The sequence below is a fragment of the Spirosoma horti genome, assembly GCF_054776595.1.
Genome location: NZ_BAAHBQ010000005.1, coordinates 551,898 through 566,189, shown reverse-complemented (window position 1 = coordinate 566,189; position 14,292 = coordinate 551,898). Strand labels below are relative to the sequence as shown.

Genomic DNA, 14,292 nt, shown 5'->3' with positions numbered 1-14,292 from the left:
TATAGTCTAGTAAGACCATACCCCGCCCGATTTACCCGGTTCGTCAGAAGCCATTTTCGACATGATGCGTTTGGGGTAACATTATTTTGTAGGGTTTCTTGCAGATCACCGACGTTTGCCGGTCGATAGCGCTTTGGGCAATGAGCGGAACGAGGCCCGCTTTGGCGCATAGTTCATCTACGTTGCGCATGCCCTTCTGAAAAAGTATCCGCTTGATCCAGCGGGCACGCTCATCCCTGATCTCGCCATAGAACGTGTCAGCCTGCGTACTTCGGGCCAAATAAGCATCCGAGAATTGAAGCCCGTGCTGTTTGGCCTGTTCCACCATCCAGAGCAGGGCATTGTCTGACAAGCCGGTATCCGCATAGCCTCCACCGACATTGCTATGGATGCCCGTAAACCATACCTGTTTCACCCGCTGGTGGGGTTCGAGACCCGCTTCGTCCCAAAGCGTTGGCAAAAAAGCACGTCGGTTTTCGTCAATCGAAAGGGCATGATAAGCCGCTTTCACTTTAGGGTTGAGGCCCACGTTGAGAAAGCGATAATTACCCAGCAACCATTTCGACAATTTCTCCGACACGGTATTCCCGAGCAGCCACTGCGGCACCAGCATGGGAATGCCTAACGACCCCACCGTATCCCAAACGCCAATCATTTCAATTGAGGGCTCGTAGCAATCATGGGTTCGTTTGTAGTCGCTGACCACCTGATCGCTTTGCCCCGCCTTTAACTGTTTATAGGCCAGACGAAGCTGATTGAGGTACTCCATCGATTGGTTGGCTTTCCGGGCCGATGTTTCTCCGGGACGGTTATTTTCCGTTGTGATCGCCGGTTTATTGGCCGTATCGACTAAGCTGGTTTCTGGCCGGGCAAGGTCCTGATTCGTCAGCGCCTTATCAATGCCGAACTGGCAAATCAACCCCGCCAGACTCCGTACAGTGTAGGCACCCCGGCTAAACCCGAACAAATAAATGGAATCGCCGGGCTGGTAGCGCTCGGCAATAAACAGGTAACACTCAAAAATATTATGCAGCAGTCCGTTGCCCGTCAGGCCGCCCATAAACCGGTCCAGTCCTTTGCCGGTTCCCACACCCAGATCGTAAAAGATCTCTTCCTGCCCCTCGGCCTTTGCCAGCGCCAGCGCTCTGGCAATTTTCACCACATTCGTCGGCACCAGACTACCCCGGTCCAGTTGCTCGGGGTCATTCCAGGTACCGTCGGCACAGACAATAATTTTCTTCCCCATCGTTCACCGTGTTTAGTGGTAAAACTTAGGAAAAAGAGTCGTTTATGAAGCCAGGCATTTATTTAACGTAACGAATTCTGAGTGAGCGAACTACCGGCAAAGATTGGTCGCTTTTTAGAACGAGATCGTCTTCGTTAAACCGGTAACGGGACCGGCAAAACAGATGGCCTCCTGACAGGCAGAAAACACCTACTCTGTCAGCCCTACCGCTTTATCGGCTTCCAGCGGATTCTGCCGGAATATTTCTTCCAGCCGGGCAAACAGGTCCGGGTGTTTTTCCTGAAGCAGATCGGGGCGTTTAAAAAAGTATTCCGATACAACGGCGAAAAATTCCGCTTCGTTCGTGATGCCGTAGGGGTTGATATCGGAGTGATTGGCTTTGATATCCTGAATACTCTTATGAATGAGTTGCAGCCAGGGCTTCACGTGGTCTTTCTCCAGCAAATTTTCTGGCAACCCATCGGTAGCGCCGTCGGCTTTGTCGAGCAGGTGAACAAACTCGTGAATACCCGTATTTCCTTTGCTGGTTTCGTTGGCAAAACCTTCGTGCAGCGCTGGCTTCGACAACACCATCGTGCTCTGCAAGGCACCACCCTCCCCTACCATACCCAGAATATTCCGGTCATCGCCAGTGGTCTGATAATCTGCATTAAATCGATCCTGACACAGCAGCACATCGGTCAGCGGATAATACCAGTCCGCAAATCCGAAAATGGGAATGATGGCGCTGCTGGCTACCAGCACCTTGTCCAGATCATCCACCGGCGTATCTACTCCCTCAATGGTGACGTGGCTCAGGAAGTAGCTCACCCGATCCTCGAACAATTTCTTTTTGTCGTCCGGCAACGACTGGTAGTACGAAACGTTTTTCTGCAACAATTGCGGATAGCTGTCGGGCAAGGGCAGTACTTCTTTGTCTTTTTTATCCTGCAGATAACGCCAGAGAAACCAACCGGCCACAAGCGCCGTGATTGTCACGAAAAGAGTCATTTTTTCGGCTGTTTGAGTCGTGTATACCTGAACACAAAATACGGGCGAACAACCCGTGAGTACCTTATAACTGGTTTACTTTCACGTCTATTTTCGATTGCACATTGATCAATGCCTGAATACCGTCGGGACGGATGGCTATTTTCTGAGGCACAAACCGAAACGTTTTGATACCCAGATCCGTCGTTTTGCCCGGTCCTTTTTCAAACGCTTTGTCGATAGACGCTGGCAATTTGGCAATGTCATCGCCCAGTGGAATAGTCAGTAAATGTTCCAGTAGCTTACGTAACCCTTTATGCCAGACAGTGTTCGAATCTTTGGATAATGCTTTCCAGGTCTCAGCGTCAAAATCCAGATTATTGACCCGTAGCGTATTGGTGAGCGTATCGAACTCGGGACGGCCGCGCAAATAGACGGTTCCATCGAGCAGCCCGCTCAGGTTTGCCTTAACGATGAGTGACTGCTGGCCACCGTAGACTGATACTTCATTGATGGTTAACGAGCCGAGGGCCAGTTTTTTGTTTTTGTTGTTGGTCGTAATGGCCAGCATTCGATTGATATCGGCGTAGGGAATATAGCTTAGTACATGCAAATCCGATGTTTCCAGGACCTGCTCCCGTTTTTGCAGAATAGGTAATGGTGCCTTCGCCCGTTCCGGTGCTTTGGGTTTGAGTTCGGTTTGCGTTTCGAGGGCAACACGAATGTGGGTGGTGATCTGACGGCTGTTGCCCGTGACAGGCCCGGCCATAACACTGATGGGTTTAGGAATCAGCCACAATCCGTACGCTTCACTGATCAACAACGGATTTTGTAGATCACGCCAGATAGGCTTCACCATTTCGTCGAGACGTAATTCTGTGTGTACGGCAGAGTCGATGGCCATTTCGATGGCCGTCTTGTGCTTATCCAGTATATTTTGAACCAGGTTTGTTAAGGAAATGCCGCCCCCTAACAGATGAATCTCGGGCTTGACGATCCAGGTATAATCCGTGAAGCTTGTCCGGCTCGCCAGCCGCCAGTTTGGTGTTACCCCGATTGGACTTTTAAAATGAACGTTTAAGGCACAGAAGGGCTTTTTGGGCGGTGTGGTATCCCGACTAAATGGCCGGGTGAGCCACATCTGAAGGGGAGCCGATAACTTTACCTGTTGATCGGCATACTCGACATGCACAGGTCCCAGGCGCTTGACCCGAAACGAAATGATGCCTTTTGTTTTGCCGTCCTTTGTTTCCTTACCAACCAGAACGGGGTCAAGCTCCCGGTTAATTTTCTCCTCCAATTCCCGAAGATCAAAGGTAATAGGCCCCGCCAGATACGAAATCTGAGCGGGAATCAGCGGGTCGAACCCTTCTGCTTTGGGAGCCTGCGGTTGTACTTTCTGGCATTGCACCAAAAGCACAATCAGGCTAAGGCCGATAAAATAACCGAGTAGTGGTGGTGTTCTCATTAATGGTGGAAGTGGCCAACAGCCTGATGTCAGGCTGTTGTTAAACCGCATTCCAGAATAACTTACTTTCTTTTGGGTATGTTTAACCGGGCCGTTTCATAGAGTAACTAGCCCCGTTTTCTATGGTCCGTGTCCCGTAGGGATTAGAAAGAATGTGCCGTCCGATTTAATAATCGGACGGCACATGAACCGACAGCACATACCATTAGAACAACTTCTCGTTAGGCGGCTTTATACCCTTCATCCGAATGTAGATCGTACATTGGCCCCGATGGTGTGTCTGGTGTTCAAATGCCTTGGCCAGCAGCACTTCACGGGTCATTTCACGCTGACCCATTTTCACGGATTCAGCCAGTTGAGCGTCGTTTAGTCCTTTGACGGCGTCGAGCATGAAATCATAACTATCCATCACCGTTTTGGTCAGAGCCGCTTTTGTTTTGAGTTCGTTCATCTCTTCCAGTTTCTTGCCCTGAAAGGGATTCGCTTTGCCGCTGACCATAGCGCCAAAATTGTAATTGGCCGCGGCCAGGTGTAGCATCTGATCGGCAAAACTGCGAATTTCGGGCGTTGGTTTGTAACTCATACCCTCTTCCGACATCACGTCCAGATACTCTTTTGTGTACTCTTTGGCCCGTTGCCAGTCGGCCGTTAGCTGTGTTATCGTTGTCATGGGGGCAGCGGCTTGCACAGCCGAAAATGCCCAGAGCAAGCCCACGATGGCGAGCATAAAGCGGAGTGGTAATTTAGTGATCATTGCAGGATTGTTAATTGGTTAATACCGAATTATAGCTTGTTCCTGTAAAAGTTCGGCAAATGTATAAGCTACTCCGTTTGCTTGCTCACCCGTTCGTTTTCGGTTATCTTTCTGCACTGATTTCGACCCACTTCTTACCCTGATGCCGTCTCGCCGTTCATTTCTACAGGCCACAACCCTGGCACCTTTTCTAGCGCTGGAGGTCAGCTCGTCAGCGCCAACCCTCATCAAGCCTGACCGCTTACGACCCGGCGACACCATTGGGTTGTTTTGTCCGGCGGCTCCGGCCTATAGTCGCGAAACGGTTCAGATAGCGCAGGAATCACTCCAGGCACTGGGCTTCAAAACGATGGTTGGTCCGCACGTATATGACCGGTACGGGTATCTGGCCGGACGCGATGCCGACCGAGCCTCCGATCTGCACGCGTTCTTCAACGATCGTTCCGTCAAAGCGGTCATGGCGATTCACGGCGGCTGGGGCTGCGCCCGGCTATTGCCGTTGCTGGATTACGACCTGATTCAGAGAAACCCCAAAATTCTAATCGGCTATAGCGATGTGACGGCCCTACTCCTGGCCATATACGCCAAAACAGGACTGGTCACGTTTCATGGCCCGGTGGCATCGGCCACGTTCAACGGGTATACGGTCGACTGGTTTAAGCGGCTCCTCCTGGACGGTGAGGCCCTGACCATGCACAACCCCACCGAAAAAGGCGATAACCTCACGCAAACGCAGGACCGAATTACCACGCTCAAACCCGGACTGGCCCGTGGCCGTCTGGTGGGTGGCAATTTAACAGTACTCAGTCACCTGATCGGCTCCCCCTACCTGCCCGACTGGAAAAACACGATCCTGTTTCTGGAGGATACCCACGAGGATATTTATCGCATGGACAGGATGTTCACGCAGCTCAAACTGTCGGGTATTCTGAATCAGATCGCGGGCTTCGTGTTCGGCAAATGCAGCGACTGCGGTCCCGGCAGTGGATACGGCTCCCTGACGCTGGACGACGTGCTGACGGAGTACATTATCCCGTTGGACAAACCCGCTTATTCGGGGGCTATGATCGGCCACATTCGGGATAAGTTTACGGTCCCGCTGGGCATCGACGCCGAAATCGACGCGACGGCCGGCACCATCCGACTGCTGGAGTCAGCCGTCAGCTAACCCATCAAGTAGCCCGTTTTTCAACGCTCAACACGACCCGTTTTCCTTCAAATCATTTATTCATATGCCCAACGAACAAGCCCACGGCAACACCGACATCTTACGCGAACTGTTGCATTATGAAATGCCGTTTGGCAAGTATAAAGGTAGGCTGATCAGATCCTTGCCCATGTCCTACCTGGAATGGTTCGTGCAGAAAGGCTTTCCGGCGGGCAAGCTGGGTATGCTGCTGCAAACAATGTATGAGATTAAACTGAATGGTCTGGAATACCTGCTCGACGGATTGAAACGTAACCAGTAAGCAGCTAGTTAATCTATCCTAAACGATTTACGACATGAAAATCAGAGCGATTATAACCGGGGCTACGGGTATGGTAGGCGAAGGTGTCCTCCATGAATGCCTGCTGCACCCCGATGTGGAGCAGGTGCTGGTCATCAACCGAAAACCGGGCGGAGTAACGCACCCGAAACTTAAGGAAGTCATCCTGAAAGACTTCTTCGATCTATCACCGATTGAATCACAGTTAAGTGGCTACAATGCCTGTTTTTTTTGCCTGGGTGTGTCATCGGTCGGAATGAGCAACGACGAGTATCGGCATCTGACGTATGACCTGACCCTGCATTTCGCCAGACTCCTGGCGACGTTAAATCCGGATCTGACATTTGAATACGTATCCGGCGCAGGCACCGACAGCACTGAAAACGGCCGGTCAGCCTGGGCACGGGTGAAGGGCGCTACCGAAAACGCGCTCATGCAGTTGTTCAAAAACGCCTACATGTTGCGGCCGGGTTTTATGAAACCAACGCCGGGTCTGAAAAATGTAAAAACATACTATACCTATATTGCCTGGCTGTACCCCATTGGCCGGGTTCTTTATCCTGCCGGTTTCTCGACCTTACAGGAACTGGCACTCACCATGATCAAATCGGCCAGCATCGGGTATGAGAAAAAAATTCTGGAAGTAAAGGACATTGTAGCGCTGGCAAAGCAGTAGTTCGCTTGTCGACACAAGTCTTTATTAAAAAAGGGATTAACCATAGAGGCACAGAGTACATAGAGAAAAATGACTTTGTGTCTTTTGAGCCTCTGTGGTTAATCCCTTTTTTATCCAGAAAGATGGCACTTACTGGACAGTCCCATTTCATTCCACTACCGAGACAATCACGTAATTATCGTTGCGGGTAATTCCGTAAAGAACGGGTTTGCCGGTCATGCTTCGGTCAATGGCGAAGGCCTGTCCTTCGCTGCGGGTCGGAATGGTTTTGACGTATTGCAGCGTATGCCCTCGTTCGGGCAATTTCAGCACATATACTTCGGGCTTGTCATGACCAGTGCAGTAGATAAACCCGTCCGCCCCCCAGGTGCCTCCCGATGTGCTGTAGGGCGCAAAAGCCTGTAACACATTGGCCGGAAACGCCCAGGATTCCAGTTGCTGCCAGTTTTCGTTGAATTTGACCAGTGTTGTCCAGCGGTTATCCCGGCCTTCGGCGGAGGCTTTATTCGAGTAGTTGGCAAAGGCCACCCACCAGTAGCCCTGGTAAAAATCAGCCCAGGTCACGGAGCCGGGAAACAGCCCGAAGCTATGGTTGGCAATATGCTTTAGGGTACGCGTATCGAAGATTTCGATGGAGCTGGCCATGGGCACATCGGGATAGTTCGAGTGGGTGCAGTAAAGTTTCTTCCCAATGACAACCCCGCTGTTCATGTGCTTGAGAAAACCCGTCGTATCGCTCCAGGCGGCTACCTGCTTCCCATCCGACTTGGTGTGTTTGGTCAGCGAATGATTGTTGATGACGTAAAAATGAGTCTGGTCGACCGCCACTCCCTGCTGAACCTGAGGCAGTTGAAACCGCCGAATTTCCGTTGCCGTCTGAGCCAGGCTGGTCAGGGAACAGCACATCATTAGGCCGAATAGGGTATGTCTAAGTCCTTGGTGAAAGTGCATAGTTTGGAAGTTCGCGGGTCGAGGCCGAAAGTTAAGCGACACGGGCCTTTTTTGGCTCATGACCCGGCACAATGTTGCTCGATGCGGGTATGGCGGAGGGTCGATTGTCTTTGTTTTTTGGTAAAAAACTACTGGACTTCCTCCGAATCGGGCCTTTTCTCCCATGGAAAACTCACGTCGCACATTCATCAGACAGGCTACGTCCGCCGTCACGTTACCAATGGGCAGCCTGTCGGCCCTGGCTAACCCCGCTCCGAAAAATACACAAACGATCTCCCTAATGAACGAAGCTGATCTGCAAATGGGACTGGCCTATTTCTGGGGATTCGAGCCACAGAAAATGAAACTCTCCAAGCAGATGGGCGTCAATGGGGCCATTGCGCCGGCTAGCCCCGGTATGGTGGGAATGAAAGATGGAAAAGCCTGGGATCTGGCCGTTCTGAAGGCCATAAAAGATGGGTTTGCGGCCGAAGGGCTGACCTTACAGGTCATTGAAAGTCCGACGCCCCTCGACAAAGCAAAGCTGGGCCTTGCAGGTAAGGATGAAGAAATCGACCATTTCATTACGTTCATGAAAAACCTCGCGAATGTGGGTGTCGATACGGTTTGTTACAACTGGATGCCGGTGATCAACTGGTCGCGCACGAACATGGCAAAACCGTCGCGGGGTGGCGCGCTGGTCAGTTCATTTACCTACGACGAAGCGAAGAAACAGCCGCTTACATCTTTTGGCGAATTCTCGGCCGACACGATGTGGAAAAACCTCGACTACTTTTTGAAAGCGGTCGTTCCTGAAGCGGAGAAAGCCGGCATAAAGCTGGCCCTGCACCCCGACGATCCGCCGGTCGATACCCTGCGGGGCATCTCCCGGATTATGACGTCGGCCGACGCCTTCAAGCGCATGCTGGCCCTTTATCCGAGCCCCAACAACGGCATTACTATGTGTCAGGGCAGTTTTGCCACCATGGGCGAAGATATTCCGACGGTGGTGAAGTACTTCGGGGAACGCAACAAAATCTTCTTTGTGCACTTCCGCGACATACGGGGCAACCGCCAGAACTTTGAAGAGACCTTCTTCGATGATGGGCAGAACGATATGTACAAAGCCATGAAGGCCTATTACGACATTGGCTACAAAGGCCCCATCCGGCCCGATCATGTACCGACCATGGCAGGCGACAGCAATGAGCATCAGGGCTACAGCCTGTTAGGCAGTTTGCACGCGGTTGGCTACATGCAGGGACTGATGGAAGCCATCCGCAAGAGTTGACACACTAGCGTAATCGTACACTATGGAGCCTGAACCAAGCCCGCGCCCACCTGGGTGGCTGGGAAAGGAAGACTTCTGGCCGTACTCTGTAGTTTCTTCCATAGCTTCATGCCCCGCAAACTCGACGAGGTTTCGGCCCAGAGCGCGGCACAACCCGATACGTGTGCTGTAGCCGAGGCAACCCCACTGATTGTGGCATATCGACGCGGCCGGGGCCAGGACGAAAGCGTATCTACGCCGGGAGCAGCAATGTCAATTTTGCCCACGGGTGAGAACGGAGTAGGCTGTAAATTCTGGTTGAGCGCAGCTACCGACAGGATGGTAGATGAGTTGGCCGGAGCACCCACCGATGCGCCGGTACTACTGGATCCGGAAATGATCAGGCAACCCTTGTTTAGAGCAGCCTGCCCAACGGCGGTAAACACAGTCGATGGGCCTCCCGACATGGACAGCGGAGCGAAAATGACTGGACATCGATTTGCAATGGCCCAGTTAATTCCCGTTAGTACACTAGCGACGGTACCCGCCATGGAGTTGGTCAGCACCTTGGCCACATAGATGGCCGACTGGTGTCCAATGCCGTAGCGCGGAGTCGGGTCGGCAGGAGCCAGCGGGCCACAAGCCGTACCAATCATGTGCGTACCATGCCCATTGATGTCCATGACGGGCTCACCCACAAAGGTTTGACTTACAATTGTGCGCCCCGAAAAATCGGGGTGACCGACATCGCACCCGTTCGTCAGCACGGCTACATTTATACCCGCGCCAGTGCGTCTGCTGGCAGACACTTTGCAGGCTTTCAGTCCCCAGGTAGCCTGAAGCACTTCCGTTTCTTCCTCTATTTCGTGATGAGAATGACCGTTTCCGCTTTTACGTATCTCGTTGGCAATCGTCTTGGTGGCCTGTAAAAATCCCCGTAGATAGTCATTAGATGGTTGTTGTAAGGATTCGGCAAAGCCGGGTAAACTCTCAAACGTTGTATTTTTGGCTAGCGCAACGAAGCCACTCTCAACAACACTCCCGCTTGTTCCGCCATCGGCAAATACAAAATACTCCGGCTCAATCGAGGCAATTGGACTATCTGGAGCGATCTTGGTCTGTGCCCCCAGCTTATGCTCACTAGCCGCCTGGCCACCAATCAGCGCCATGTTGATTTCGGGTAAGAACAGCGCATCGGCATCGCTCAGTTGATCCAGCGTAACGGCCTGCCCCTCAAAGTCTCCGGCATGAGCCACCCGCATAGCCTCTAAATACCGTAGACCCGACTGACCAGCGCCTTCTTTGAACGTAACTAGATAGCGACCGGTTTGAAAACTATCGTTATCACGGGCTAAGGCGGCTAGCAACAGGTCATCGACAGAAGAAGACACCCGGCTGGCCGATGATCCCTCCGGAGCGTCATTTTGCAGATCACTTTGTGCCATGACAATGTCCCTCCAAGTAAGTAATAGGTTATGGTTTATTCCACGGGCAGGCAGATCGCTCTACCAGGTAATCGATTCGTCGGATGGCGGGAGCTGAATAGGTGATTCCGGCGACACATCGGCTACACCGGGGACTTTTCGCAGTTTCTGCACGACTTCATCGCTGGCAGAGCCTGTGATACAGCCAATCTGGTCAAGTACCTGATCAACGTTGAATCCGGTTTTGGTTAACTCGTTGGATACCTCACTTATTGGCCGATCACTGGCCAGGGTGACAACCCATTTCTTCGTAGTAGACATAATAGTAGGGGAATAACGTACCGGTTGATCGTCTGCCTTTGAAACGACCAATAGGAGTAAAATAACAAACCATCGACCGTATATCATGCACTTTTGTGGGTAGGTGGTATGTTCGTTACATACCACCTACCCCGTTTAGCGTTGTCTAGGGAGCCTGTACCAGACCGGCGCCCACGCGTGTGGCCGGGAAGGGCAAGTGTCTGGCCGAGGCCTGTAGCTTCCGCCAGAGTGTCAGGCCACGCATATTGGGCGATGTTTCGGCCCAGAGCGCGGCACAACCCGATACGTGTGGCGTAGCCATACTGGTTCCGCTAATCGTTCGGTAGCGGGTTGGCCGAGGCCAGGATGAGAAGACATCCCGGCCAGGACCTGCAATCTCAATCTTTCCCTGGCAAGAAAAGGACGATGGGGCCAGATTTGAATCGAGCGAGGCTACCGACATAATTGTGGGCGAGTTGGCCGGATAACCCGTTGGCCCACCCGGCACATTACCGGCTGCGGCAATGATGAGACAACCGTTGTTCAGCGCAGCTTGCCCGGCTGCGGTATAGGACGGCTGAACTCCACCCTGCCCACCAAGGGACATGGAAATAACGGCACACCGATTGGCAACGGCCCAGTTCATACCTGCCAGCACACTGCTGCCTACACTACCACCTGAATTCGATAGTACTTTACCGACATAAATGGACGACCGATACCCAATCCCGTAGCGGGGTGTTGTGCCTGCGGGCGCTTTAGGACCACAGGCGGTACCTGTCGTATGGGTGCCATGCCCATGAATATCCTGAACCGGCTGCCCCACAAAGGTTTGGCTCACAATAGGGCGGCCCGCAAAATCGGGGTGGCCCAGATCAAAACCTGTGTCGAGTACGGCTACTTTTATACCAACGCCACTGCGTATGCTGGGTGGTACCCGGCAGGCATTTAACCCCCAGGTTGCGCCAAGTACCTGCACCTCCTCTTCGATTTCCAGCTGCGAATTGCCATTTTCCCGCATCTCTTTCGCAATGGTCTCGGTTGCCTGCAAAAACCCCCGCAGAAATTCATTCGACGTCCCCTGGGCCGTTTGCGTCGCACGGCCTTGTAAAAATTCGGAATACATGCTATCCGCAAAAACAAAGTATTCGGGGTCAATGGACAGGATCGGGCTGTCTGAAGCAATCTCGGCAAAGGTGCTTATGCTGCGCTCCTGAGCCGCATTACCTCCAAGCAGTGCTGAGCCAATTTCCGAGAAGACTACGGCGTCAGCATCACCGACACTTTCCATCTCCAGGGCCTGATTATCGAAATCGCGGGTATCGGCAACGCGCATTCCCTGCGTTTGCAGAGACTGAAGCCCTTCTTCCATGGCACCTTCTTTAAACGTAACCACATACCGGCCCGTTTCGAAACTGGTATCGTTCCGCTCAAGGGCAGCAAGTAATAATTCATCAACAGATGAAGAAGCCCGATTAGCGCCGTTCGACGAATTGGTTGACTCTTTCTTAGCCATGACTTTAACTTTTTGGTTTAGATAATAAAGAGGAAAGGGAACTACGATTTAAATCCCGGATGGGTCTACCAGCACGTCCAAACGTACATTCAGGGCTTGACTGAAATTCACATTTATCCGCGTCCAGAAGCCACCATTAAAGGGGCTAACGTTGAGCACACTCATTGACGCATTGCCAATAAATCGGTTCTGACGAGCATCGGAGTTGAACTCGCTGATCGAGACAAATACCCGTGAGTTGGCGGTAATTCGCGCGTCCAGAGCTCGAACGTTGACCAGGCCATTGCCCCGCCACGTGAAAAATGTAGAGAAGGTTGCCGGGCTTAAATTGGCGACCGTATCCAAAGGAGCAGTGGGGTGCCCAGCGGGTTTGGCATCCTGGATTTGCTCGGGCAAATTGCTGCCAGCCATTACGGTCTTCGGTGCGTGCTCCTGCAGGGTTATGCTTTCTGTTTCCATGATCGTTTGTGTTAATAAACTGGTTAGTTGTTATTTCCTTAGACAAAGTAGGGATGTAAATAATCACAGAATTAATATCCCTTATCTAACGGTAAACATTTAAAAACCAAGCAGTTAACATATAACTATCCCCTCTTATAGGTTATTTTATAAGGCTACTTTTGCGAATTTTCCGGTTGCAGCTAGCGAATTTATTTTGGCAGAAAAGGAACAATCCGTCGATACCCGCCCACAACCAGCGGGCGATTGCATTAGAGAAAACCACCTTCTGCGCTTTGTAGGGTAGATTCCTTATTCCTACCATGCCCCTAACTATTACCCTCCTCGGCATTCTGGTCCTGATTGTGCTTATTTCGGTTGTTCGCTTGCACGCTTTTCTGGCTTTTCTGGTCGTAGCGCTGGGCGTTGGTCTGGCACTGGGGCTAGCTCCCCTGCTGGTGCTGGACGCTATTCAAAAAGGGATTGGGGGGACGCTGGGCTCGATCACCGCCATTATCGCCCTAGGAGCCATGTTGGGTAAACTGGTCGCTCAGAGTGGCGCGGCCCAACGAATTGCCGTGAATATGATGACGCTTGTCGGAACCCGGCATGCCCGCTGGGCCTTTTTGATAACGGGCTTCATTGTGGGCTTACCCCTTTTCTATTCGGTTGGGTTTATGCTGCTGGCACCGCTCGTAATCACGGTGGCCTACCGCTACAAATTACCCGCCCTGTACATTGGCCTGCCAATGCTGGCGTCCCTGTCGGTGACCCAAGGGTACCTTCCACCCCACCCGGCCCCACTGGCGATTCTCAAGCAATTCAATGCCGACATGGGTCTGACGCTGTTTTACGGCATCATCGTTTCCATTCCGGCCATTCTCGTATCGGGGGCGCTGTTTGGGAGTACGCTGAAACGCTACACTACCTTACCAAACCCCGCCTTCATTGCGGCCGACTTACCCGGCGACCAGATGCCTTCAGCCACGGTCAGTTTCCTGACGGTTCTTTTGCCCATTCTGCTCATTGGTTTCAGTACGGTCGTTAGCCCCCTGTTGCCCATCGGTTCGGTCGGTCAGCAAGTCCTGCTTTTTATCGGCGAGCCCGTTGTGAGCATGTTCTGTGCCGTTATGGTGGCAAGCGTTACGCTGGGTCTTCGGTTGGGTAAGTCCATGTCGGTCGTGACGGCTATGCTGGCCGATTCGATTAAAGATGTGGCCATGCTTTTTCTGATCTTTGGCGGGGCAGGTGCCCTCAAACAGGTACTGACGGACGGTGGTGTAAACCAGGCGGTGGCCGACCTGATGCAGGGCTCCACTCTGCATCCATACGTGCTGGCCTGGGGTATGGCCGCTCTTATTCGGGTATGCGTGGGCTCATCGACGGTATCAGGAATCACAACGGCCGGATTTGTGGCCCCGCTCCTGACCGCGTCGGGTGTCAATCCTAATTTGATGGTATTGAGTATTGGGGCGGGTAGTATGATGTTCTCCCACGTCAACGATACGGGTTTCTGGCTCTTTCGGGAATATTTTCAACTGTCGATGGTCGATACCCTAAAAACCTGGTCCATTATGGAAACGCTGGTTTCGGTATCGGGGCTGGCAGGAGTTATGGCGTTGAACTGGGTATTGAGGTAGGCATCTGTCTACCGATGAAGATTGTACAGGCCCCCTAACCATGTGAAAAAGCTCCCACGGTCTGTGTCCTCACAGACCGCTTACCCGGATGGCTATCATACCAGCAGAACCACGAAAGCAGGCCACTCAAACAGCGTTAACAAACGAAAACTCCATCTTTAGCCTCACAAACAG

The 14,292-nt window shown here is 52.3% G+C and carries 14 protein-coding genes; 5 read left to right on the top strand and 9 right to left on the bottom strand.

What is annotated here, in order from left to right; genetic code table 11:
* Positions 1–43: 43 nt before the first annotated feature.
* The 4 genes from ACYVAM_RS17450 to ACYVAM_RS17435 form a co-directional block, all read right to left on the bottom strand.
* Positions 44–1,246: a DUF2235 domain-containing protein gene (locus ACYVAM_RS17450; RefSeq protein WP_461069242.1), complete on the bottom strand. Its 1,203-nt coding sequence runs from the start codon at positions 1,244–1,246 to the stop codon at positions 44–46.
* A gap of 189 nt (positions 1,247–1,435) precedes the next feature.
* Complete coding sequence (locus ACYVAM_RS17445) at positions 1,436–2,236, bottom strand: M90 family metallopeptidase (protein ID WP_461069240.1); 801 nt, start codon at positions 2,234–2,236, stop codon at positions 1,436–1,438.
* A 64-nt stretch (positions 2,237–2,300) separates the two neighbouring features.
* The gene (locus ACYVAM_RS17440) at positions 2,301–3,683 is read right to left on the bottom strand and encodes a DUF4403 family protein (protein WP_461069238.1); all 1,383 of its coding nucleotides are present in this window, start codon (positions 3,681–3,683) and stop codon (positions 2,301–2,303) included.
* 205 nt (positions 3,684–3,888) lie between these two features.
* Positions 3,889–4,437 (bottom strand): DinB family protein, encoded by a 549-nt coding sequence (locus ACYVAM_RS17435; RefSeq protein WP_461069236.1) that lies wholly within the window; start codon positions 4,435–4,437, stop codon positions 3,889–3,891.
* A 142-nt stretch (positions 4,438–4,579) separates the two neighbouring features.
* Between ACYVAM_RS17435 and ACYVAM_RS17430 the strand changes: the two genes are divergently transcribed.
* The 3 genes from ACYVAM_RS17430 to ACYVAM_RS17420 all read left to right on the top strand — a co-directional run bounded on the left by ACYVAM_RS17430 (position 4,580) and on the right by ACYVAM_RS17420 (position 6,600).
* Complete coding sequence (locus tag ACYVAM_RS17430; RefSeq protein WP_461069234.1) at positions 4,580–5,605, top strand: S66 peptidase family protein; 1,026 nt, start codon at positions 4,580–4,582, stop codon at positions 5,603–5,605.
* Between the two features lie 64 nt (positions 5,606–5,669).
* Positions 5,670–5,906 (top strand): DUF3820 family protein, encoded by a 237-nt coding sequence (locus ACYVAM_RS17425; protein ID WP_461069232.1) that lies wholly within the window; start codon positions 5,670–5,672, stop codon positions 5,904–5,906.
* A gap of 34 nt (positions 5,907–5,940) precedes the next feature.
* The gene (locus ACYVAM_RS17420) at positions 5,941–6,600 is read left to right on the top strand and encodes a Rossmann-fold NAD(P)-binding domain-containing protein (protein WP_461069230.1); all 660 of its coding nucleotides are present in this window, start codon (positions 5,941–5,943) and stop codon (positions 6,598–6,600) included.
* A gap of 147 nt (positions 6,601–6,747) precedes the next feature.
* On the opposite strand, the gene ACYVAM_RS17415 is transcribed toward ACYVAM_RS17420, so the two are convergent.
* Positions 6,748–7,551 carry a YncE family protein gene (locus tag ACYVAM_RS17415; RefSeq protein ID WP_461069228.1) on the bottom strand — a complete coding sequence of 268 codons (804 nt, stop codon included), beginning with the start codon at positions 7,549–7,551 and terminating at the stop codon, positions 6,748–6,750.
* Positions 7,552–7,714: 163 nt separating this feature from the next.
* On the opposite strand from ACYVAM_RS17415, the gene ACYVAM_RS17410 reads away from it, so the two are divergent.
* Positions 7,715–8,821 (top strand): mannonate dehydratase, encoded by a 1,107-nt coding sequence (locus tag ACYVAM_RS17410; RefSeq protein ID WP_461069226.1) that lies wholly within the window; start codon positions 7,715–7,717, stop codon positions 8,819–8,821.
* 20 nt (positions 8,822–8,841) lie between these two features.
* Here ACYVAM_RS17410 and ACYVAM_RS17405 read toward each other — a convergent pair whose 3' ends face one another.
* From ACYVAM_RS17405 to ACYVAM_RS17390, 4 genes are all read right to left on the bottom strand, one after another.
* Complete coding sequence (locus ACYVAM_RS17405; RefSeq protein ID WP_461069224.1) at positions 8,842–10,245, bottom strand: S8 family serine peptidase; 1,404 nt, start codon at positions 10,243–10,245, stop codon at positions 8,842–8,844.
* A gap of 60 nt (positions 10,246–10,305) precedes the next feature.
* Complete coding sequence (locus ACYVAM_RS17400; RefSeq protein WP_461069222.1) at positions 10,306–10,545, bottom strand: hypothetical protein; 240 nt, start codon at positions 10,543–10,545, stop codon at positions 10,306–10,308.
* A gap of 145 nt (positions 10,546–10,690) precedes the next feature.
* Entirely contained in the window at positions 10,691–12,040 is a 1,350-nt protein-coding gene (locus ACYVAM_RS17395; RefSeq protein WP_461069220.1) for a S8 family serine peptidase, read from the bottom strand.
* 48 nt (positions 12,041–12,088) lie between these two features.
* Positions 12,089–12,499, bottom strand: coding sequence for a hypothetical protein (locus ACYVAM_RS17390; RefSeq protein WP_461069218.1), 411 nt, complete (start codon positions 12,497–12,499; stop codon positions 12,089–12,091).
* A gap of 302 nt (positions 12,500–12,801) precedes the next feature.
* Between ACYVAM_RS17390 and ACYVAM_RS17385 the strand changes: the two genes are divergently transcribed.
* A complete protein-coding gene (locus ACYVAM_RS17385) occupies positions 12,802–14,118 on the top strand; it encodes a gluconate:H+ symporter (protein WP_461069216.1) in 1,317 nt (438 codons plus the stop codon).
* Positions 14,119–14,292: the final 174 nt, after the last annotated feature.